The organism is Ruegeria sp. CK2 (assembly GCF_056536585.1).
In genome coordinates, this window is record NZ_JBQFPW010000016.1 from 52,620 (window position 1) to 73,339 (window position 20,720).

Genomic DNA, 20,720 nt, shown 5'->3' on the forward strand with positions numbered 1-20,720 from the left:
CGGACGCCGCGCCTGCCGCACGTTCTGGCATGCCTCACCACGCAAATGGAGAGTGATTATGTCACTTGGAATCAGCTACAATAAAACGGACCGCGCCTTCGGGGTCGGTTTGGCAATGTTGCTGGGCAGCGTCGCTGCGCCAGCCTTAGCCGAAGAGCCAGCATTAAGCGACGAAGCCTTTGACTCGTCCAAGCAGCTTTACTTTGAACAATGCGCAGGCTGTCATGGTGTTTTGCGCAAAGGCGCCACAGGTAAAAACCTGGAACCCCATTGGAAAAAGACCGCAGCCGACGGCACCGTGACCGAAGGCGGGACGCTTCAGTTGGGGCAGGAACGCCTTGAAAAGATCATTGCCTGGGGAACCGAGGGCGGCATGAACAACTTCTCGGACATCATGTCCGAGCAGGAAATCAAGGACATGGCGACATACATTATGATGGACGCCCCCAAGCCACCAGAGATGTCGCTTGAGCAGATGAAGGCAACCCGGAAGGTCTATGTCGAAGAAGCCGACTATCCGACCGAGCCGCTGCATGGCCGCAACTGGGAAAACTTCTTTGTTGTTATCGAACGGGACGTGGGCAAGGTGGCCGTGATCGACGGTGACACCAAAGAGGTGCTGACGCACATCCCGACCGGATATGCGGTGCACGTTCTCAAAGCGTCCGAGCATCACTCGATCACAGAGCCCGAGCATCCCGGTCGCTTCTGGTACACGATGGGCCGCGACGGTAAGATGACCAAGATCGATCTCTGGCAGACGCCGGAAAACATGTTGGTTTCCGAGGTCAAGATTGCCTACGACGCACGTGACGTTGCTGTTTCCGGCGATGGAAAATACGTCATCGGTGGGGGTTACTGGCCACCGCATTTCGCTATCGTTGACGCCCAGACAATGGAGCCGGTCAAGGTCGTATCGACCCGTGGCGTGAACGTCGACGGGGACTATGTGGAAGAGGCCCGTGTGGCAGCGATCTACACTACGCCGAACGAACCCACTTGGATCGTCGCAGTGAAGGAGCTGGGGCAGTTGTGGCAGGTCGATTACACCGATCTGGACAACCTGCGCATCGACAAGATCGACAGCGCCAAATTCCTGCATGACGGGTTTTTCGATCCGACTGGCCGCTATTTCCAGATCGCCGCAAACGCGTCGAACAAGATGGTGGTTGTCGATACCGAAACCCACAAGCTGGAGGCGATGATCGACACGGCCGCGCTGCCGCACCCCGGTCCGGGGGCGAACTGGATAGATCCCAATTGCGGTCCGGTTGCAGGCACGACCCATTTGGGCGTTGGCACCGTGACAGTCTGGGGTAATGACCCCGAAAACCGTCCCGATGACGCGTGGAAGGTTTGCTACGAGGTCGAAACCGACGGACCCGGCCTGTTTGTTCGGACTCACCCGAACTCGGATTACATCTGGGCGGACCAGACCAAGCACCCCGAGCCCGAAGTTCAGCAATCGGTGCAGGTCATCTCGAAAGAGACTGGCGAGATCGTGAAAACCATCCAGATCACCGAAGACGAAGGCAGCGCTGCTGTTCACTTCGAATTCAACGCGGATGGCACCGAGGTCTGGGTCTCCAAGTGGAACCTGTCGGATTCGAAAGAACCCAACGGTCAGATCGTGATCTTCGACGCCAAGACATTGGAAGAGATAGGCCGCATCGACGGGCTCTATGCCCCGACCGGCAAGTTCAATGTCTACAACCGGTCGAATCACGTCACCTGACGGGTTCGAAACCTAACACCGGAAAGGGCGGGCTCATCGCCCGCCCTTTCTTTGATTTCCGGGTCCTGTCCCGGCGAACCAACAGCCTAATTCATCAGCTTGCCGTTCACAGCGGCCAAAACAGCCATAACGGAGCCCGGACATGACCCAGCCCGAACCGGAAAAGAAAAAACCGATCTGGCGACGGTATTTCCTCTGGGGAATGCCCGTGGCCGGGGTCGCAGTGGCCTTTGCCGCTGGCATCATCTTCTGGGGCGGGTTCAACACTGCCATGGAAGCCACCAACACCAAGGAATTCTGTGTCTCGTGCCACGAGATGCGCGATTTCGTCTACGAGGAATACACAGGCACGATCCATGACGTGAACCGCTCTGGCGTGGGCGCGGTCTGTTCCGACTGCCACGTGCCCAAGGACTGGACCCATAAGATGATCCGCAAGATCAAGGCCTCGAAAGAGCTTTATGGAAAGATGGTTGGCACCATCAACACCCGCGAAAAATTCGAAGCCAAACGCGTGCATCTGGCGATGAACGAATGGGAGCGGATGAAAGCCACCGACTCACGCGAATGCCGCAATTGCCATGACTTTGAATCTATGATGCCCGAGTTTCAGAAGCCCCGCGCCCGTCAGCAGCATCTGAACGCCATGCAGGTCGGTCAGACCTGTATCGACTGTCACAAGGGGATTGCACATTCGGATGCCCGTGAACGGGCCGATGAAGAATATCTGGAGCAGCTTGAGGCCCCGAACCCGGCCTTCATTCGCGAAATCCCGGCCGAGTATCTGGCCAGCCTTGAGAGGATCGAAGCGAAAGAGGTTGCCGCGGCCGAGGCCGAAAAAGCCGCGAACCAAGCACAACAAGAGGCTGTGCAGGCTCAGATCGCAGCTGCTGTTGATGCGGCAGTGGCCGAAGAACGCGCCAATGCTGCTGGTGAAGAGGCCGCAGCACCCGCAAGCGGTGGTGGCAGTGACGTCGGTGCGGATATCGACTGGACCGCTGTGACCAGCGCGGATCTGAAACTATTCTACCCCGGCCAGGCCTCGTTTGAATGGGTGCAGAACGGCAAGTTCCACGGCGGCGCGCGCCCTTTAACCAAAGGGGGCGACCAGTGCACCACCTGTCACGCCAAAGAGCTGGATATGATCGGCAACAAGATTGTGGCTGGCGGTGAATTGGAACCGACCCCGATACCTGGCAAGCGCGGTGTGATCGATGCGACGGTACAAGCAGCCCATGACGACGAAAATCTGTATATCCGTCTGCAGTGGCCGGATGCGGGCCATAACCCGGTGCCGTTCGTCGATGGCGGCAAGATGGATCCGGACAACCAGATCAAGGTTGCAATGATGATCACCGGCACCGGGATCGAGATGGGCGACCAGGTAGGTTGCTGGGCCTCGTGCCATGCTGACAACACCTATATGCCCTTTGCGCCCGAGGCGGATGCAATTGCTGCCAATGGCGATGTCGCGGGTCGCATGACGGCTCAGGACACGGTGACCAAATACATCAGCGAAAGCCGTACCGAGGTTGAAGTCAAAGGCCGCCGTGGCAAAGCGCTGGGTGGTTGGGACAAGCTGCAAGCCGAAGCACAGATCGAGCAGTACCTGACGGACGGCACATTCCTCGACCTGATGCGCGTCTATGCAGATGGCAGCGCCTCAAATGGTTACCTGTTGGAACAGCGTGTGGTCAACGAAGGTGAGATCGCAGCGTCGGCCGAGTTGTCTGGAGGTGTGTGGACCGTGGTGTTTTCCCGTCCTTTGAACTCTGGCGCGCCCGGTGACGTGCCACTGGAACCTGGCCAGACCTACACCATTGGCTTTGCCATTCACGATGACTTTGCCGCCGCGCGATTCCACCACGTGACGCTGGATACCAGCCTGGCGCTGGATGACGACAGCGCCTTTGTTAACGTGATCAAGCAATAGAGGATTGAGGCCGGGCTATGCGGCCTCAACCCATTTTCGGAACGGAGACATGGACCATGAAACCCCACCGGCTTCTTCCTTCTCTGCTGTTGTTCGCAGCCCCCGCGTTTGCTGCGGATGAAGACGCAGCTGCCGTCTGCGCCGAGGCTGAAGAACGCTATTTGGAGATGTTCGATCAGCCCTCGTCATCAGTTGACGAGGCTGAGCTGGTATTGATGTACAAGTACAATTTTTGCCCCGCCGACCTAACGGTGCAGGCAGGGGCCACGGTGCGATGGGTCAACGTGGACAAACGCACCAGCCACAGCGTGCTGTTGAAAGATGGAAGCGCACCCGAAAGCGATCGGCTGTTCCCGGAAGAATCCGTGGAAATGACCTTCCTCACCCCCGGTCCGCAGAACTACCTGTGCGGGCCGCATTGGGAGACACAGAACATGATCGGGATGATCACGGTCGAGCCCTGACCAATGGCGAACTACTGGCAAGATCAAAGGGGCGCGGTCGCAAATCCCACGCTCCTTAACTTTAGTCAAGGAAGCTGCGCAGATACTGCGCCACCTTCACACCATGACACGCCCGGTTCACCCAGCAACGTCCCAGTTTCGCATCGGATCCGCAGATGGGATCTGCCGGACATCCCGGGTTCAGAAGACATTCAGAACAAGCGAGTTTACACATGAGTGGTAAGGTTTTTCTGATCGGTGCCGGTCCAGGTGACCCCGAGCTTTTGACCCTGCGCGCGCTGCGGATGCTGCAACAGGCCGATGTGGTGGTCTATGATCGTCTGGTCTCGGACGACATCCTTGCCCTGCATGCGGACGCGGCGCAGCTGATCCCCGTTGGGAAAGCCCCGAAATGCCACACCGTCCCGCAGGATCGAATCAACGAGATTTTGCTGGAACAGGCCCGCGCTGGGCACAATGTGGCCCGTCTGAAAGGCGGCGATCCGATGGTTTTTGGTCGTGGTTCGGAAGAGGCCGCGTATCTGATCGCGCGCGGTGTCGCAGTCGAATATGCCCCTGGCATTACGGCCGCGCAGGGAGCCTCCAGCTCGACCGGAGTGCCTTTGACACATCGTGGTCTGGCAACATCGGTTCAGTTTGTCACCGGGCATCGACAGGCTGACAAGGTTCTTGATCTCGACTGGAAGCGGTTGGCTGATCCCGACTCGACGGTTGTGATCTATATGGGCGTCGCCAATATCGGCCAGATTGCCATGGGTCTGATGACTGAAAACCTGTCCGGGTCCACCCCGGTTCTGGCCGTCAGTAATGCAACCACCCCGGATGAATGCCGCCTGCTGTCGCGCCTTGACCGGATCGCCACGGATGCACGCACGGCCGCGCTCAGGGCGCCAACGCTGTTCATCATCGGGAGTGTTGTTTCGCTGTATGCGCAACAGCCGGTCGCCGGTGTTTTGGAACAGGCCCATGGCTAGCCTTGCTCATATCCAGTTGGGGTTGCGCTCTGCCGCGCCCGCCGGCGGTTCGGGCTGGGCCGGGCGCGCCTTTCTGACAACTGCAGTGCTTGTCGCAACCTCGGCTTTTGCCGCTGACGCTTTGGATCCCAACGCCCTGAAGCGACTTGTTCACCAGGATTGTGGGTCATGCCACGGCCTGTCCTTGAAAGGCGGGCTTGGCCCTGATCTTCGAGCCGAAACACTGGATCACTACGACGCCGAGGTGCTGACCGGAGTGATTCTGGACGGCATCCCGGACACTGCGATGCCCCCATGGCGACCTCTGATCAGCCCGGAAGAGGCTGAGTGGATCGCCCGTTACCTTCTGGAACCGGAGGCACAATGAAACATCTTGTCCTTGGCCTTGTCACTTCCCTGATGATGACTGCCGCCCACGCGGAACCCACCGCGACCGGAGATCTGGGGCTGGTGATTGAACGCGCCAAGGGCTCGGTTCTGCTGGTTGATCAGTCCGATCGCGCAGCATTGGCGCGCATCGAAGGTCTGGGCGATCTGTCCCATGCCTCGTTGGTCTATTCACCGGATCAACGCTTTGCCTATGTGTTTGGGCGCGATGGCGGGCTGACTAAGGTCGATATCGTCACGCGGCAAATCGCCAACCGTGTCGTGCAATCCGGCAATGCCATCGGAGGCGCCATTTCGGATGACGGGACCCTTGTCGCGGTATCAAATTATGAACCCGGCGGTGTCCGCGTTTTTGATACCGATACGCTCGACTTGGTGGCTGACATCCCGACTGGCAGCAAAACCATTGGCTTGGTTGACGCCCCGGGCCGCCGCTTTGTCTTCACTATGTGGGACTCTGGTGAAACTTGGATTGCCGATTTTACCGCGGGCAAACCCGAGATCACCAAGATCACCGATATGGGTAAAAACCCGTATGACGCGCTGATCACTGCCAACGGACGCACCTATATCACTGGTCTGTTCGGCGAAGACGGGTTGACCGCACTGGACCTATGGGCGGACAGCCCAGAACCGATCCGCGTGCTTCCCGGCTACGGACGCGGGCAAGAGGAAATGCCCGTCTACAAGATGCCTCATCTGGAAGGTTGGGCGCTGACCGGTCGGGAATTCGTTCTGCCCGCTGTGGGCCATCATGAAATCCTCTGGATCGACGCCGACACGCTGGTTGAAACCGGTCGTACCCAAACTCATGGACAGCCGGTCTTTGCCATGGCTCGCCCCGATGGGCGGCAGGTTTGGGTCAACTTTGCCCATCCTCTGAACGACACGATCCAGGTGATCGATTCCGTCAGCAAGAAGGTGATCCATGAATTCAAACCCGGTCCCGCTGTGTTGCATATGGAGTTCACACCGCGCGGTCATGAGGTTTGGATCAGCGTGCGGGACGCCAACAAGGTCATGATTTATGACACGCAAGGCTTTGAAAAACTGCGTGAAATTGATGCGGATAGCCCATCCGGCATATTCTTCACCGCCCGCGCGCACAGAACGGGGCTGTAATCTATGCATCATATTACAGACCCGATCGACCGCCGCCTGCTGGATGAGTTCCAGCGCGATTTTCCCGTTGTTGACCGCCCCTTTCAGCCGCTGGCTGATGCCCTGGGCTTGGATGAGGCGGGTGTTCTTGATCGTCTTGCACGCATGCGGGCTACAGGGCGGATCACGCGAGTGGGTGCGACGATCGCACCGGGCGCGGTTTCCGCCAGCACTTTGGCTGCTGTCGCCGCGCCGGATGAGCGGCTGGAAGAGGTCGCCGCTCTGATCGACGCTGAACCGGGCGTGAACCACAATTACCAACGCGAGGATGCCTGGAACCTTTGGTTTGTCGCCACGGGCCCGGACCGGGCGCATGTGGATGAGACTCTGGCGCGGATCGAGGAGAGGACCGGACTGCATGTTCTGGATCTGCGGCTGGTACGCCCATTCAACGTGGATCTGGGCTTTCGCATGTCAGGCACTTCCCACGATGTGCCGCGGCCGCGCAAGGTGGATCGCACTGCCATGCAGGACGGCGACCGTTCGTTGTTGCAGGCGCTCAGTTCCGGTCTGCCTTTGGTCACCGATCCCTATGCTGCTTTGGCCCGGTCATTGGAACGGAACGCAGATGACGTGATGGTACGGATCAAAGCGCTGCATGCGGCGGGCATCGTCTCGCGCCTAGGCGTGATTGTACGACACCGCGCTTTGGGCTGGTCGGCCAACGCAATGGTGGTCTGGGACATGCCGGCCAAACAGGTCTCGGTCGCAGGACCCGCCCTGGCGGCACATCCCGGAGTCACGCTGTGTTACGAGCGAAGTCCAGTCGAAGACGTCTGGCCTTATCGATTGTATTCCATGATCCACGCGCGCTCGCGGAGCGAGGCGCGGCGAGTGCTGGCAGGGGCCGCCGCCCTGCCAGAGATGTTCGGGGCGCAGCACAAGGTGCTGTTCTCAATCCGCTGTTTCAAACAGACAGGCGCATTGATCAAACACGATGAGGCCGCAGCATGACGTTAGACAGAACCGACCGCGCGATCTTGAACCGCATGCAAGATGATTTGCCGCTGGTATCTAACCTGTATGGCGCGATTGCACAGGAGCTGGGTATCTCTGAAAGCGAGCTGCTCAGCCGTCTGACCCGCTTGCGTGAAGATCGTGTGATCACCCGGTTTGGCCCGTTCTTTGACGCCGCTGCGATGGGCGGCGCGTTCTGCCTGTGTGCCATGGCGGTTCCTTCAGAAGATTTCGAAACCGTCCTGACCAAAGTCAATGCGCATCCCGAGGTGGCGCATAATTATGAACGCACACATCGGCTGAATATGTGGTTCGTGTTGGCCACAGAAACCACCAAAGGGATCGGAGATACAGCCGAAGCAATCCAACGGGAAACAGGGATCGAGGTCCTGCAATTCCCCAAACTTCAGGAATTCTTTATCGGCTTCAGGGTAGCAGCATGATCGACGCGAAAGACAGACAGATTATCGAGGCTCTGCAAGGTGGGCTGCCCCTTGTACCCGCGCCTTTCGCGCATGTGGCCGAAACACTTGGGTTGGCCGAGAGCGCGCTGCTCAATCGTCTGGCAGAACTTAAGGCGCGTGGCGTGATCCGTCGCATCGCTGCCGCACCCAATCACTACAAACTGGGCATGACTTCGAATGGAATGACCGTTTGGGATGTCGATGACGACCAGATCAGTGAACTGGGCATGCATATCGGTGCGTTGCCCTTTGTCACCCATTGCTACGAACGCCCGCGCGCGTTGCCAGACTGGCCCTATAACCTGTTTGCCATGGTACATGGCACCAACCGCGCCGAGGTCGAAGAGAAACGTGACCAGATCGGCGCCATTTTGGGCGTCACCTGTCGCGCCAGGGACATCCTTTATTCCACGCGCATCCTGAAAAAGACCGGCCTGCGTCTGAAAACAAAAGAACAAGTGAAAGGCTGAGACCATGTTCCGCCTGACCGAATACATGCACCAACTGGTCACCCCGACCCCGGTGCGCAAGCGCCGCTCCGGCCCGGTGAAGCCGGTGGTGATCTGGAACCTGACTCGGCGCTGCAACTTGAAATGTCGTCACTGTTACACCGTCTCGGCGGATGTGGCGTTCCCGGGCGAGCTCAGTCATGAGCAAGCCATGGAAACCCTTGAGGATCTTGGCCAGTTTCGCGTCCCGGCCTTGATCCTCTCGGGTGGGGAACCTCTGGACCGGTTCGATTCCTTCGACATCGCCAATCGGGCCCGCGATCTGGTGCCAATGCTGGCACTGTCGACCAATGGCACCCGCATTCACGGCGAAACCGCCGATAGGATCGCTGATGTGGGATTTAATTATGTCGGCATCTCGTTGGATGGGATCGGCGCCACAAACGATTGGTTCCGGGGCGTTGAGGGCGCCTTTGTCGACGCCTTGCGGGGCGTGCGCGAATGCAAGAAGCGCGGCATCAAAGTTGGCCTGCGCTTCTGCCTGACCGAAGGTACGCAACATCATTTACCGGATCTGCTGCAGCTCTGCGATGATGAGGGCGTCGATAAGTTCTACCTGTCCCATCTGGTCTATGCCGGGCGCGGCGACAAGAACCGGGGCGAGGATGCCGAACACCTACGCACCCGCAAAGGTCTGGACCTGTTGCTGGAACGCGCGTGGCAGGCCGCCTCGGGCGGGCGACCACTGGATATCGTGACCGGCAACAACGACGCTGACGCAGGCTATTTCCTGAATTGGGTCCGCGCGAATTTCGATGCCGAGAAAGAGGTGCATGTGCGCCAGCATCTGGCCCGTTGGGGCGGAAACTCCAGCGGTCTGGGTGTGGCGAATATCGATAATCTGGGCCGGGTTCACCCGGACACTTATTGGTCGGATTACACGATCGGTAACGTTAAAACGACATCGTTTTCCGAGCTCTGGGCCGGCGACGACCAAATGCTGGCCATGCTGCGCACCCGCCCGCGTCCGTTGAAAGGGCGATGTGGAGCCTGCCAGCTCAAGGATGTCTGTGGCGGGAATACCCGCATCCGGGCCTTGCAACTGACCGGTGATCCCTGGGCCGAAGACCCGGCCTGCTACCTGTCAAATGATGAAATCGGCGTGGATGATGCAGGTGAGCGTCTACAGGTCACGCCGTTCCGAGGGAAACGTCATGATCCGGCACATCAGTTCTTTTGACGCTGTTGGCACTGTGCGCCCAGCCGCAGAGCTGTTGAGCGGTATCGGAGCCTCCGGCGGGAGTATTTTTGAAAAGATGAAGATCGGGGTGTTGTGCTCAATCCTCGGCGTCGGGGCTGCTTGGGCAGACGCGCCATCAGATTACGCCGAACATTGCGCCTCATGTCATGGCGAAACCCGTCTGGGCGGCATTGGTCCTGCATTGATCCCTGAGACTTTGAAACGCATGCGCGGCCCCCGCGTCGCGGCCGTGATTGCCGAAGGGCGGCCGGCCACCCAGATGCCCGCGTTTTCGTATGAGTTGGACGCGCTGCAAATTGAAGAACTGGCCGGATGGTTGAAATCACCGTTGGAAAGCAATCCTGAATGGGGTGAGGCCGAGATCATGGCAAGCCGCATTCTGGATGAGGCTTATGCATCAGTTGATGTCCCTGTCTGGGACAGTGACCCGATGAACATCACCTTGGCCGTTGAAACCGGCGATCATCACGTTAGCGTTTTAGATGGCGATACGTTCGATGTTCTGGACCGGTTCGAAACCCCCTTTGCCGTCCATGGCGGCCCGAAATTCAGCCCCGATGGGCGTTACGTGTTCATCGTGTCTCGCGATGGCTGGGTGCAAAAGTATGACATCTGGGCGTTGCAACAGGTGGGCCGCGTGCGTGCGGGGTTGAACAGCCGCAACATCGCTATTTCCGGTGATGGCAAATGGGTGGCGGTGGCGAATTATCTGCCGAACTCTCTGACACTGCTGTCAACCGATGATCTATCGGTGGCGAAAGTTATCGATGTTAAGAGCAAAAAGGGTAACGCCAGTCGGGTTTCGGCCGTCTATCAAGCCCCACCACGTGAAAGCTTTGTGTTGGCGCTTAAGGATGTGCCGGAGATCTGGGAGGTTTTCTATGGCGGCAATCCTCCGCAATCCGGATTGGGCCATGATTTTCGCATTGAAGGGCAATTCAAGAACCCTGATCCATTCCCGGTGCGTAAGATCAGCACGCCCGACTATCTGGACGATTTCTTTTTCGATCAGAGCTATGAATACGTCATGGGTGCGTCCCGCGATGGCAAGGGCGGTCAGGTCATCGATCTGGTCATCGGCCAGAAGGTGGCTGATCTGGACCTGCCGGGGATGCCGCATCTGGGATCGGGAACCACGTGGCAGTATGGCGATACAACGGTGATGGCGACGCCGCATCTGACCGATAACACCGTTTCCGTGATCGACATGCAGACATGGGAGACCGTCAAGCGGATCAAGACAGAAGGGCCGGGGTTCTTCATGCGCAGCCATGAGAATTCGCCCTACGTTTGGGCTGATGTGTTCTTTGGCCCCAACAAGGACGCGATGCATGTGATCGACAAGCAAAGCCTTGAGATCGTGAAAACGCTGCGCCCTGCGCCGGGCAAGACTGTGGCCCATGTGGAATTCACCAAGGATGGCAGCCACGCGCTGGTTTCGATCTGGGAAGATGACGGCGCGGTAATCGTCTACGACGCGCAGACGCTTGAGGAAATCCGCCGTCTGCCGATGCGCAAACCTTCGGGAAAGTATAATGTCTGGAACAAGATCACCTTCTCGGAAGGCACCAGCCACTGATGGCAGATGGCCGGTGTGGAAACTGGCCATATTGCTTTATCCGGCGACCGCATTGGCGGTTGCCATCAACCTGTTTCTGGCGGGGCTAGTCCTGCACGGTTTGGGGTTCAGCGTAATATCTCCGATCACCGCACTGTGGTGGTGTTTGCCCTTGGGTGCGCCCGCATCCTGGTTGGCCGGACGCTGGGTGCGTGGGTTGATGGATGAGGCTGACAGGTAAGCTTTTGTTCATGATCTCCTGAGATGCGACATCCCGCAAAACGCGGTTGCATAAAAAGCCGCCGATTTGAGAACACCTGACCTAAGTCAAGTTACCTAAAGCAAGAATCCCTTAGGACTCGGGAATGGTTACCGAGTTGGATTCTCAATGCCTGTCAATGCCACAACACACTACCTCCCTGTCCGTGCGTTTCGCACGGCATGTGGTTTGGCGGGCCTCTTCCTTCTGCTTTTGCAAACGTTTGGCCCGGCGCTGGCGAGCCCCGGGGAAAGCATGTGGATAGAGATCTGCTCGGAGGCAGGCGCGGTCTGGGTTGAGGTTGATCTTGATGAAGAAGGCCAAGACCCGACCATGCCCTGCCCGAAATGCGCTGACTGTACTTTATGCGCGATAACAGGGGTCGTTCCGGTCCTGGACGTTCCTGATTTGACGCGCATTGAGTTTTTACAACACGCGCAATTCCGGCGTGAGGACGTGTACAACTCAAACAATATGGCCTGGCTGTGGCCTGCAACCCGCGGACCCCCGCGTGGGCCCCAAATCATAACCGAACGCGCCCCGCGCGTGACCATGGCGGCAATCCAAATATCCGGAGGTGCGCCGTGGTCGTAAGTCGCTCAATCCATTTTCTGCTGGCCTTCATCTTGTCCTGCCTGGTGACGCTGAGCGCACAGGCCGACAGCCTCGCCAGCTTCTTGCCCGAAATTGATCCCACTGATCTGGCACCCGGTGCTGATGGCTTTGGTCCGGTGCGCGCGGATGTTCCTGTTGCCCCCGTTTTGAAGGGTGGCGAAACGGTTGCATGGGCTTTCCTGACCTCTGATTTTGTCGGAACCACAGGGTATTCCGGCAAGCCGATCCATGTGGTCGCTGCTATCAATGACGATGCGGTCCTGACCGGTGTGCAACTGGTCAAACACTCGGAACCCATTGTTCTGATCGGTATCCCCAATTCGCGCATGGCCGAACTGACCGAAGGCTATGCAGGGCTTGACCTCAAACGCGAGGCTGAGACCGGGGGAGAAGGGCACGATCTCGACATCATATCCGGCGCAACCGTCACGATCATGGTGATCGATGACAGCCTCGTGCGCGGCGGCATCAAGGTGGCGCGGGCACTGGGTCTGGGCGGCCTGTCACCGTTGCAGGCCGATGGTCCAAAGCGCGAAATCGACATGGCCAAGAACGCCATCTATGACTGGTCGACCCTGTCGGGCGATGGCTCGATCCGGCGGCTGACGCTGGATGTTGGGCAGGTCAATGCCGCCTTTGAGGCCACAGGCGATCAGCGGGCGATCAGACGGCGCGAACGGGGTGAGCTGGATGACACGTTCATCGACATGCAAATGGCGCTGGTCTCGGTTCCATCTATCGGGAAATCCCTGTTGGGCGAGGCGGAGTATCAGAACCTTGTCGAATGGCTGGACGAGGGCGAACAGGCGATTCTGGTGCTAGGGCGTGGGGCCTACAGCTTTAAGGGTTCAGGGTACGTACGCGGCGGAATCTTCGACCGGATTCAGCTTATCCAGGGCGACAATTCGGTCCGGTTCTTCGACAAGCAGCAAGAGCGTCTTGGCAGGGTTGCAGCCGCGGATGCGCCCAGTTTCACCGAGCTGGACATCTTCAAGATCCCCGCCGAAGCCGAGTTCAACCCGGCCGAGCCGTTCCGCCTGCAATTGCTGGTGCAAAGGGCTGTGGGTGCGGTCGAAAAAACCTTCCTAACCTTCGATTTGGGCTACAAGCTGCCCGAGCAGTATCTGTTGCCAGTAGCAGCTCCCACTGTTGTGGATGACGCCACTGGCGAGGCCGCTGCGAAAGCTGCCTTGTGGAAACGCATCTGGAAAGATCGCACGGTCGAGATTGCGGGTCTGGGCGTCATGCTGCTGGTGCTGACTGCAACCTTCTTCTTCCAGTTCCACGCCACGATGAACGCCCGGGTCTTCTACTGGTTCCGCATCGGATATCTGACCCTGACGCTGTTCTTCATCGGCTGGTATGCCAACGCACAGCTGAGCGTAGTGAACCTGATGGCGCTGGCCGGCAGCTTGCGCACCGGGTTCAGCTGGGATGCCTTCTTGCTGGATCCGCTGGTCTTCATCCAGTGGTTTGCCGTGGCCGCTGCCCTGCTGTTCTGGGGGCGCGGGGCCTATTGCGGCTGGCTGTGCCCGTTTGGTGCACTGCAGGAACTGACCAACAAGATCGCGCGCGCGCTGAAAGTGCCACAATGGACACTGCCATGGGGGCTGAACGAACGTCTGTGGCCTGCGAAATACATGATCTTCCTCGGTCTCTTCGGGCTCAGCTTTGTCTCGATCCCGCTGGCCGAGACTTATGCCGAGATCGAGCCGTTTAAGACCGCGATCATCCTGAAATTCATGCGCGAATGGCCCTTTGTGGTCTTTTCGCTGGGCCTGCTGGGGATCGGGCTGTTCATCGAACGGTTCTATTGCCGCTACCTCTGCCCGCTGGGCGGTGCGCTGGCGATCCCGGCCCGGATGCGCATGTTCGATTGGCTGCGCCGCTACAAGGATTGCGGCACCCCCTGTCAGACCTGCGCCAACGAATGCCCCGTTCAGGCGATCCACCCCACCGGTGAGATCAATCCGAACGAGTGCGTCACCTGCCTGCATTGTCAGGTGCTCTACCAGTCCGAGGACAAATGTCCCGTCGTTATCCGCCAGCTTAAGCGGCGGGCCAAGACAGGGTCGGTCCAGATGAAGACCCCACTCGGACAACCACCGGCGAACCATCCGAACGCCAAACCGTTAACCGCTTCCTAAAAGGAGGAGCAAATTATGTCGGAACATGACAATAAACTGAACATCACACGCCGCGGGATGCTGGGGGCAACCGCCACCGGCGCCGTGCTGGCCGGGACCGGTTTGGGTTCGACCCTGATGACCGCGAAACAGGCCAGCGCTGCGGCCAATGCCAATCTGGAGCCCGGTGAGCTGGACGAGTATTACGGCTTCTGGTCCTCGGGTCAGACAGGCGAGCTGCGCATTCTGGGCTTCCCGTCTATGCGCGAGCTGATGCGGGTGCCGGTGTTCAACCGCTGCTCGGCCACCGGCTGGGGTCAGACCAACGAGTCACTGAAGATTATGACCGATGGCCTGCTGCCGGAAACCAAGGAATTTCTCGCCAAGCGGGGCATGAAAACCTATGACAACGGCGACCTTCACCACCCGCATATGTCGTTCACCGATGGTACCTATGATGGCCGCTATCTGTTCATGAACGACAAGGCCAACACCCGCGTCGCCCGCGTGCGCTGCGATGTGATGAAATGCGACAAGATCACCGAGATTCCGAACGCCAAGGCGATCCACGGTCTGCGTCCGCAGAAATTCCCGCGCACCGGCTATGTCTTTGCCAATGGTGAGGATGAAACGCCACTGGTCAATGACGGCACAGTGCTGGACGATCCGTCGCAATACGTGAACATCTTCACGGCGCTGGACGGCGACACCATGGAGGTCGCGTGGCAGGTGATCGTGTCGGGTAACCTCGATAACACGGACTGCGACTATCAGGGCAAATACGCCTATTCGACCTCGTACAACTCGGAAATGGGTATGAACCTGGCCGAGATGACCGAGAACGAGCTGGATCATGTCGTTGTCTTCAACCTCGCAGAAATCGAAGCAGGGATTGAGGCCGGTGACTATCAGGAACTGAAAGGCGTCAAGGTTCTCGATGGACGCAAGGGTCAGAACAAGAAGTACACCCGTTACATCCCGATCCCGAACTCGCCGCACGGTATCAACACTGCGCCTGACGGCAAGCACGTCTGCATCAACGGTAAGCTGTCGCCCACCGTATCGATCATGGATGTGACCAAGCTGGACGCCCTGTTCGAAAGCGACGCCGACCCACGTTCCTGCATTGTGGGTGAACCGCAGCTGGGTCTTGGCCCGCTTCACACCGCCTATGACGGTCAGGGCAATGCGTTCACCACGCTGTTCCTCGACAGTCAGATCGTGAAGTGGAACATCGAAGACGCCATCAAGGCCTATGCCGGAGAGGACGTGGACCCGATCATCTCGAAGGTTGATGTGCACTATCAGCCGGGCCACAACTCGACCACAATGGGTGAAACCAAGGAGGCCGACGGCAAATGGCTGATTTCGATGAACAAGTTCTCGAAAGACCGGTTCCTGAACACGGGCCCGCTGAAGCCTGAAAATGAACAGCTGATCGACATCTCATCCAACGAGATGAAAGTGGTTCACGACGGTCCGACCTTTGCTGAGCCGCACGACTCGATCATGGTTCGCGCCGACATCGTCAACCCGGTCAACGTCTGGGACCGCGCCGATGTCACATGGGAAGACGCCCGCAAACAGGCCGAGGCTGATGGCATCGATTTGGAAGACGGCGCCGAGGAGCCCATCCGGGACGGCAATAAGGTGCGGGTCTATATGACCTCGCAGGCCCCGACCTTCAGCCTTGAGAAATTCACTGTCAAACAGGGTGACGAGGTGACGGTTTACATCACCAACCTGGATGACGTGGACGATGTGACCCACGGCTTCTGCCTGGGCAACTACGGCATCGCGATGGAAGTGGCTCCGATGGCAACCGCATCGGTCACCTTCACCGCCGACCGTCCGGGCGTGCACTGGTTCTATTGTCAGTGGTTCTGCCACGCGCTGCACATGGAAATGCGCGGCCGGATGCTGGTCGAACCGGCGGGAGCATAACCCATGCGTTGGTCCCTGCTCATACCGCTCCTGCTCGGCTCGCCCCTTTGGGCGGCCGACTGGGATGTGCCCAATCGGGCGGGGGCCATCAATGAAACACTGGCTCAGGCGGCGGATGGAGACACCCTCCGCCTGAGCCCCGGCGTCTACACCGAAACCCTGGTTCTGGACCGGCCCGTCACCATCGACGGGCTGGGCCAAGCCACCATCGACGGACAAGGCAACGGCAGCGTCATTACCGTGACCGGGCCGGGCGTGACCGTGCGCGGGCTGACAGTGATCGGTTCAGGTTCCAGCCATGACGGGATCGACAGCGGTATCCAACTGACCAAAACGGCCAAGGCGCCGGTGGTCGAGGATAACGTGTTGCTTGGCAATCTCTATGGCATCGACATTCACGGGGCCAAGGACAGCATCGTGCGTGGCAACCGGATCGAAGGCCGTTTGGACCAGCGGATGAATGACCGCGGCAATGGTGTCTATGTCTGGAACGCGCCGGGTGCGCGGGTTGAAGACAACGATATCCGCTATGGCCGTGACGGGATCTTTGTGAACTCGTCGAAAGAGAACACCTTCACCGGCAACCTGTTCCGCGATCTGCGTTTTGCGGTGCATTATATGTACGCCGATAACTCGATCGTCAGCGACAACGTCTCGATCGGCAACGATCTGGGTTATGCGGTGATGTTCACGACTAATGTGACCGTGGCCAACAATGTCTCGATAGGTGACCGCGAACATGGCGTGATGCTGAACTACGCCAACAAAAGCACCATCACTGGCAACGTGGTGAAAGGTGCCAAGGAAAAATGCACTTTCCTCTATAACTCGAACAAAAACGAATTCACCGACAACTGGTTCCAGGGATGCGGCATCGGCATCCACTTTACGGCCGGGTCCGAGCGTAACCGGATCGTCGGAAACGCATTTGTCGGTAACCGGACCCAAGTGAAATACGTCTCGACCAAGTGGGTCGAGTGGTCCGAGAATGGACGCGGCAACTACTGGTCCGATTTCGCCGCATACGACGTGGATGGCAACGGCATCGCCGATGCCCCCTATCGCCCCAATGACTCGATGGACCATGTGTTGTGGACCCAACCCGCAGCCAAACTGTTGCTCGGCTCGCCTGCCGTGCAACTGGTGCGCTGGTCGCAATCCGCCTTCCCGGCGCTGTTGCCGGGGGGCGTGATGGACAGCAACCCATTGATGCAAGCCCCTGAACCCCCAGCAATGAAAAAGGTGCCTCATGACGGATAAGGCCCTGTCAATCGACCATGTTTTCAAGGACCGTGGAAAAGCCCGTGTTCTTGACGATATCACTCTGTCACTTGCCCCCGGTCAGCGCGTGGCGCTGCTGGGCCATAACGGCGCGGGCAAGTCGACGCTGATCAAATCCATCCTTGGACTGACGCCGATCCATGGCGGAGCCATTCGGATCGGGGACGCCACCCCCGGCAGCGCGCAAGCGCGCCGGGAAACGGCTTATCTGCCCGAGGCAGTCTCGTTCCATCCCGCCCTGACCGGGCGGGAGCAGTTGACCCTGTTTGCGAAGCTGTCTGGTGAAAAGGCCGATGTTCCGGCCCTGCTGAACCGGGTAGGTCTTAGCGACGCGCTGGATCGCCGCATCGGCACCTATTCCAAAGGAATGCGGCAGCGTCTGGGTCTGGCGCAGGTCCTTTTGGGCAAGCCAAAGGTAGCACTTTTGGATGAGCCGACGAGCGGGCTGGACCCGATCTCACGGCAGGACCTCTACGCCATCATCGACGAGTTGGCAGCGCACGGGACCGCGGTCCTGATCGCCTCTCATGCCCTGACAGAGGTCGAGGCTCGAACTGATCGCATCGCCATCATGCGCAAGGGCCGGATGGTCGCCGACGACACGTTGAGCAACCTGTCAGCACTGGCCGGATTGCCAATCCGCCTGCAAGTGCGTGCCAGCACCAACCCAGATGCGCTTGCCGCCGAGCTGGGCGGCAAACGGATCAACGGTGTCTCGGTCGAGCTGCTGTGTTCCCCAGATGACAAGATGGAGGCTCTGCGCCGTATCGCTGGGATGGGCGATGCGGTTGCGGATGTGGAAATGACTCCGCCCAAGCTGGAGGACCTTTATCGCCACTATGCACAGGAGGAGATGCAATGACCCGTTTCCTTGCAATCACCCGTACTGAAATGCTGATCCTGCGGCGCAATCGCTGGCTGCTGGTCGCAACGCTTATCATGGTGCTGTTCGCGCTGGCGCTGACCTTTGCAGGCAGCGCGCCAACCGGCAGTTTGGGCGTCGACATGTTGACCGTTTCGGTCGCGTCGATGACCACGCTGTCGGTTTATCTTGCACCGTTGCTGGCGCTGATGATCGCCTTTGATGCCATCGCCGGGGATGTCGATCGCGGCAGCCTGTCGCTGCTGCTGTCATATCCGGCAGGGCGCGGAGAGATTCTGCTGGGTAAGTTCACCGCGCATCTTGCGGCGTTGGCCTTTGCCATGTTCATCGGCTTTGGCGCCGCAGGAGCCGTCGCGGCTTGGTTCGGAGGCGCTGGGCCGGAAAGCCTGATGGCGCTGGTCCGCCTGATCCTCACATCAATCCTGTTGGGCGCCGTGTTCCTGGCGTTGGGATACCTGCTGTCTGCCCTGGCAAAGGGGGCCACTGCGGCAGCAGGCTTGTCGGCCGGGCTCTGGCTGGTTTTTGTCGTCCTCTACGATCTTGGGCTGTTGGGAGCCGTCGTCATGGACGAGGGCGGCACCTTCACCCAATCCGTCTTTCCATGGGCGATGGTGGCCAACCCGGCCGACGCTTTCCGACTATGGAACATCGCCGCAACCGAAGGCGTCGCGATGGCTTCGGGTATGAGCGGTGCCGCACAGGCGCTGCCGGTCTTGGCGGCGCCCACCTCGCTGCTGATCTGGCCAGTGATCGGCTTTGCCCTTGCCCGCTTCGCATTTCGGAGGGTTGAGCCATGAGACACCTTGCCCTTATAGCGCTCGTCGCATTGGCTGCCTGCAAGGAGGAGGTCGCCGAGGCCCCGAACCCCGTCGACCTGACGCCGGATGCACTAAGTTATTTCTGCCAGATGAATATCGCCGAACATGGCGGACCTAAGGGCCAGATCCACCTGAAGGGATACCCGACCCCGCTGTTTTTTGCGCAGGTGCGCGACATGGTGGCGTATCTCAAAAGCCCCGAACGGGACGCCGAGATCACCGCCGTTTATGTCAGTGACATGGGTATCGCGCCCAGCTGGCGGCAACCGGGGATTTCAAATTGGATCGTGGCCGATGGAGCGACATTTGTCGTTGGCGCCGACGTTGCGGGTGGTATGGGCGCCCGTGAGGTTGTGCCGTTTGCCGATCCGGCAGATGCTTCAGCGTTCATCGAACGGTTTGGCGGCTCCGCCCTGCCTCTGTCCGGCATTCCTAGTACCGAAGTTCTGGGACCGGTGGATCTGGATCTGCAGTTGGAGACACCAGCATGACCTATTTGTCCCGCCGCCGTTTCCTGTTCATGTCTGCGGCTTGCGCTGCCGTTCCCACAAGCGCCATGCCGGCATCAATCGCCCGTTGGCGAGGCACTGCCTTGGGCGCACCGGCCAGTCTACGGTTGGTTGGGTTGACGGAGACCCAAGCCGCGCCAATCTTTGCAGCGGTCGAGGCCGAAGTGATCCGTCTGGAAAACATCTTCAGCCTGTATCGGCCCGACTCGGAACTGTGCCGTTTGAACCGGTATGGGCATTTGATCGCCCCAGCGCCGGAACTGTTAGATATACTTGGTCTGTGCACAGCCTTGTTCGAGGCCACAGGCGGCGTTTTTGATCCCACAATTCAACCCCTCTGGGCCGCATTGGCAACCAGAGCACACTCGGACCAAGTGACTGCGGCCCGAGATACAGTTGGCTGGAACCGCGTGTCTGTTCAGACAGATCAGATCCGTCTGCCACAACCTGGTCAGTCGGCACTGACTTTGAATGGTATAGCGCAAGGCGCCATAACCGATCGTATCAGCGCGCTGCTGGCGTCGTATGGCTTACGTGATGTTCTGGTGAACATGGGAGAGATCGCGGCCCATGGGTGGCGGGCAGACGGGCAAGGCTGGCGCGTCGGTTTGGCTGGGCCCGAAGGCAAAGTTCAAAAGACCATCTCACTTCAGGACAGAGCCGTCGCAACCTCGAATCCCAACAGCATGATGCTTGCGGATCAGCAAGGTCATATCCTCAATCCAAAAGGCGACGAAGTTGCGATGCATACCGTGTCCGTCTCTGCGACCAATGCGGCCTTAGCCGATGGCCTATCTACGGCCTTGTGCGCACTTCCAAAACGCAGGGTGAAAGCTGTCATTGCGGCATTCTCCGGGGCCGTGCTGGAGATGTTTGTCTGATGACCAACCCGCCCGTCTTGCTCATTGACCCAAGTCAACGCAGGCGCCGTCTCTGCACGCT

Annotated in this window: 20 protein-coding genes; all 20 read left to right on the forward strand. The window is 59.0% G+C overall.

Annotated elements, in window-relative coordinates; all coding sequences use genetic code 11:
- Positions 1–58: 58 nt before the first annotated feature.
- The 20 genes from ACR0BU_RS20230 to ACR0BU_RS20325 all read left to right on the forward strand — a co-directional run bounded on the left by ACR0BU_RS20230 (position 59) and on the right by ACR0BU_RS20325 (position 20,659).
- Positions 59–1,735 (forward strand): cytochrome D1 domain-containing protein, encoded by a 1,677-nt coding sequence (locus tag ACR0BU_RS20230; protein ID WP_480736622.1) that lies wholly within the window; start codon positions 59–61, stop codon positions 1,733–1,735.
- Between the two features lie 142 nt (positions 1,736–1,877).
- A complete protein-coding gene (locus tag ACR0BU_RS20235; protein ID WP_480736621.1) occupies positions 1,878–3,668 on the forward strand; it encodes a NapC/NirT family cytochrome c in 1,791 nt (596 codons plus the stop codon).
- 56 nt (positions 3,669–3,724) lie between these two features.
- The gene (locus tag ACR0BU_RS20240; RefSeq protein ID WP_298937591.1) at positions 3,725–4,132 is read left to right on the forward strand and encodes a cupredoxin domain-containing protein; all 408 of its coding nucleotides are present in this window, start codon (positions 3,725–3,727) and stop codon (positions 4,130–4,132) included.
- A gap of 212 nt (positions 4,133–4,344) precedes the next feature.
- Complete coding sequence (cobA, locus tag ACR0BU_RS20245; RefSeq protein ID WP_480736620.1) at positions 4,345–5,106, forward strand: uroporphyrinogen-III C-methyltransferase; 762 nt, start codon at positions 4,345–4,347, stop codon at positions 5,104–5,106.
- Complete coding sequence (locus ACR0BU_RS20250) at positions 5,099–5,473, forward strand: c-type cytochrome (protein ID WP_366525399.1); 375 nt, start codon at positions 5,099–5,101, stop codon at positions 5,471–5,473. The genes cobA and ACR0BU_RS20250 overlap by 8 nt, the downstream gene beginning before the upstream one ends.
- Positions 5,470–6,615, forward strand: a complete 1,146-nt coding sequence (locus ACR0BU_RS20255; RefSeq protein WP_480736619.1) for a cytochrome D1 domain-containing protein — start codon at positions 5,470–5,472, stop codon at positions 6,613–6,615. The genes ACR0BU_RS20250 and ACR0BU_RS20255 overlap by 4 nt, the downstream gene beginning before the upstream one ends.
- Before the next feature lie 3 nt (positions 6,616–6,618).
- The gene (gene ahbB / locus ACR0BU_RS20260; RefSeq protein WP_480736617.1) at positions 6,619–7,608 is read left to right on the forward strand and encodes a siroheme decarboxylase subunit beta; all 990 of its coding nucleotides are present in this window, start codon (positions 6,619–6,621) and stop codon (positions 7,606–7,608) included.
- Positions 7,605–8,054 carry an Lrp/AsnC family transcriptional regulator gene (locus ACR0BU_RS20265; protein WP_298937583.1) on the forward strand — a complete coding sequence of 150 codons (450 nt, stop codon included), beginning with the start codon at positions 7,605–7,607 and terminating at the stop codon, positions 8,052–8,054. Before ahbB (ACR0BU_RS20260) ends, ACR0BU_RS20265 begins: the two co-directional genes overlap by 4 nt.
- Complete coding sequence (gene ahbB, locus ACR0BU_RS20270) at positions 8,051–8,545, forward strand: siroheme decarboxylase subunit beta (RefSeq protein WP_299084404.1); 495 nt, start codon at positions 8,051–8,053, stop codon at positions 8,543–8,545. The genes ACR0BU_RS20265 and ahbB (ACR0BU_RS20270) overlap by 4 nt, the downstream gene beginning before the upstream one ends.
- Before the next feature lie 4 nt (positions 8,546–8,549).
- Entirely contained in the window at positions 8,550–9,764 is a 1,215-nt protein-coding gene (nirJ, locus tag ACR0BU_RS20275; RefSeq protein WP_480736615.1) for a heme d1 biosynthesis radical SAM protein NirJ, read from the forward strand.
- A 76-nt stretch (positions 9,765–9,840) separates the two neighbouring features.
- Positions 9,841–11,364, forward strand: coding sequence for a cytochrome D1 domain-containing protein (locus ACR0BU_RS20280; protein WP_480736676.1), 1,524 nt, complete (start codon positions 9,841–9,843; stop codon positions 11,362–11,364).
- A 13-nt stretch (positions 11,365–11,377) separates the two neighbouring features.
- Positions 11,378–11,584 carry a hypothetical protein gene (locus ACR0BU_RS20285; RefSeq protein WP_367180723.1) on the forward strand — a complete coding sequence of 69 codons (207 nt, stop codon included), beginning with the start codon at positions 11,378–11,380 and terminating at the stop codon, positions 11,582–11,584.
- Between the two features lie 147 nt (positions 11,585–11,731).
- Positions 11,732–12,196: a DUF2946 family protein gene (locus ACR0BU_RS20290; protein ID WP_480736613.1), complete on the forward strand. Its 465-nt coding sequence runs from the start codon at positions 11,732–11,734 to the stop codon at positions 12,194–12,196.
- The gene (locus ACR0BU_RS20295; protein ID WP_480736611.1) at positions 12,187–14,364 is read left to right on the forward strand and encodes a 4Fe-4S binding protein; all 2,178 of its coding nucleotides are present in this window, start codon (positions 12,187–12,189) and stop codon (positions 14,362–14,364) included. The genes ACR0BU_RS20290 and ACR0BU_RS20295 overlap by 10 nt, the downstream gene beginning before the upstream one ends.
- A gap of 15 nt (positions 14,365–14,379) precedes the next feature.
- Positions 14,380–16,287: a TAT-dependent nitrous-oxide reductase gene (nosZ, locus tag ACR0BU_RS20300; RefSeq protein WP_480736610.1), complete on the forward strand. Its 1,908-nt coding sequence runs from the start codon at positions 14,380–14,382 to the stop codon at positions 16,285–16,287.
- Positions 16,288–16,290: 3 nt separating this feature from the next.
- Positions 16,291–17,547 (forward strand): nitrous oxide reductase family maturation protein NosD, encoded by a 1,257-nt coding sequence (locus ACR0BU_RS20305; RefSeq protein ID WP_480736609.1) that lies wholly within the window; start codon positions 16,291–16,293, stop codon positions 17,545–17,547.
- On the forward strand, positions 17,537–18,430 hold the full coding sequence (locus ACR0BU_RS20310; RefSeq protein ID WP_480736607.1) for an ABC transporter ATP-binding protein: 894 nt from the start codon (positions 17,537–17,539) through the stop codon (positions 18,428–18,430). Before ACR0BU_RS20305 ends, ACR0BU_RS20310 begins: the two co-directional genes overlap by 11 nt.
- Positions 18,427–19,248, forward strand: coding sequence for an ABC transporter permease (locus ACR0BU_RS20315; RefSeq protein ID WP_480736605.1), 822 nt, complete (start codon positions 18,427–18,429; stop codon positions 19,246–19,248). Before ACR0BU_RS20310 ends, ACR0BU_RS20315 begins: the two co-directional genes overlap by 4 nt.
- Positions 19,245–19,760 (forward strand): nitrous oxide reductase accessory protein NosL, encoded by a 516-nt coding sequence (locus tag ACR0BU_RS20320; RefSeq protein ID WP_480736604.1) that lies wholly within the window; start codon positions 19,245–19,247, stop codon positions 19,758–19,760. Before ACR0BU_RS20315 ends, ACR0BU_RS20320 begins: the two co-directional genes overlap by 4 nt.
- Positions 19,757–20,659, forward strand: coding sequence for an FAD:protein FMN transferase (locus tag ACR0BU_RS20325; RefSeq protein ID WP_480736602.1), 903 nt, complete (start codon positions 19,757–19,759; stop codon positions 20,657–20,659). The genes ACR0BU_RS20320 and ACR0BU_RS20325 overlap by 4 nt, the downstream gene beginning before the upstream one ends.
- Positions 20,660–20,720 lie beyond the last annotated feature (61 nt).

Coding starts and splice junctions, on each gene's coding strand:
- ACR0BU_RS20255 (WP_480736619.1), top strand. CDS start 5,470: ATGAAACATCTTGTCCTTGGCCTTGTCACTTCCCTGATGATGACTGCC.
- ACR0BU_RS20280 (WP_480736676.1), top strand. CDS start 9,841: ATGAAGATCGGGGTGTTGTGCTCAATCCTCGGCGTCGGGGCTGCTTGG.
- ACR0BU_RS20320 (WP_480736604.1), top strand. CDS start 19,245: ATGAGACACCTTGCCCTTATAGCGCTCGTCGCATTGGCTGCCTGCAAG.
- ACR0BU_RS20290 (WP_480736613.1), top strand. CDS start 11,732: ATGCCTGTCAATGCCACAACACACTACCTCCCTGTCCGTGCGTTTCGC.
- ACR0BU_RS20230 (WP_480736622.1), top strand. CDS start 59: ATGTCACTTGGAATCAGCTACAATAAAACGGACCGCGCCTTCGGGGTC.
- ACR0BU_RS20305 (WP_480736609.1), top strand. CDS start 16,291: ATGCGTTGGTCCCTGCTCATACCGCTCCTGCTCGGCTCGCCCCTTTGG.
- ACR0BU_RS20240 (WP_298937591.1), top strand. CDS start 3,725: ATGAAACCCCACCGGCTTCTTCCTTCTCTGCTGTTGTTCGCAGCCCCC.
- ahbB (WP_299084404.1), top strand. CDS start 8,051: ATGATCGACGCGAAAGACAGACAGATTATCGAGGCTCTGCAAGGTGGG.
- ACR0BU_RS20235 (WP_480736621.1), top strand. CDS start 1,878: ATGACCCAGCCCGAACCGGAAAAGAAAAAACCGATCTGGCGACGGTAT.
- ACR0BU_RS20315 (WP_480736605.1), top strand. CDS start 18,427: ATGACCCGTTTCCTTGCAATCACCCGTACTGAAATGCTGATCCTGCGG.
- cobA (WP_480736620.1), top strand. CDS start 4,345: ATGAGTGGTAAGGTTTTTCTGATCGGTGCCGGTCCAGGTGACCCCGAG.
- nosZ (WP_480736610.1), top strand. CDS start 14,380: ATGTCGGAACATGACAATAAACTGAACATCACACGCCGCGGGATGCTG.
- ACR0BU_RS20250 (WP_366525399.1), top strand. CDS start 5,099: ATGGCTAGCCTTGCTCATATCCAGTTGGGGTTGCGCTCTGCCGCGCCC.
- ACR0BU_RS20325 (WP_480736602.1), top strand. CDS start 19,757: ATGACCTATTTGTCCCGCCGCCGTTTCCTGTTCATGTCTGCGGCTTGC.
- ahbB (WP_480736617.1), top strand. CDS start 6,619: ATGCATCATATTACAGACCCGATCGACCGCCGCCTGCTGGATGAGTTC.
- ACR0BU_RS20310 (WP_480736607.1), top strand. CDS start 17,537: ATGACGGATAAGGCCCTGTCAATCGACCATGTTTTCAAGGACCGTGGA.
- nirJ (WP_480736615.1), top strand. CDS start 8,550: ATGTTCCGCCTGACCGAATACATGCACCAACTGGTCACCCCGACCCCG.
- ACR0BU_RS20265 (WP_298937583.1), top strand. CDS start 7,605: ATGACGTTAGACAGAACCGACCGCGCGATCTTGAACCGCATGCAAGAT.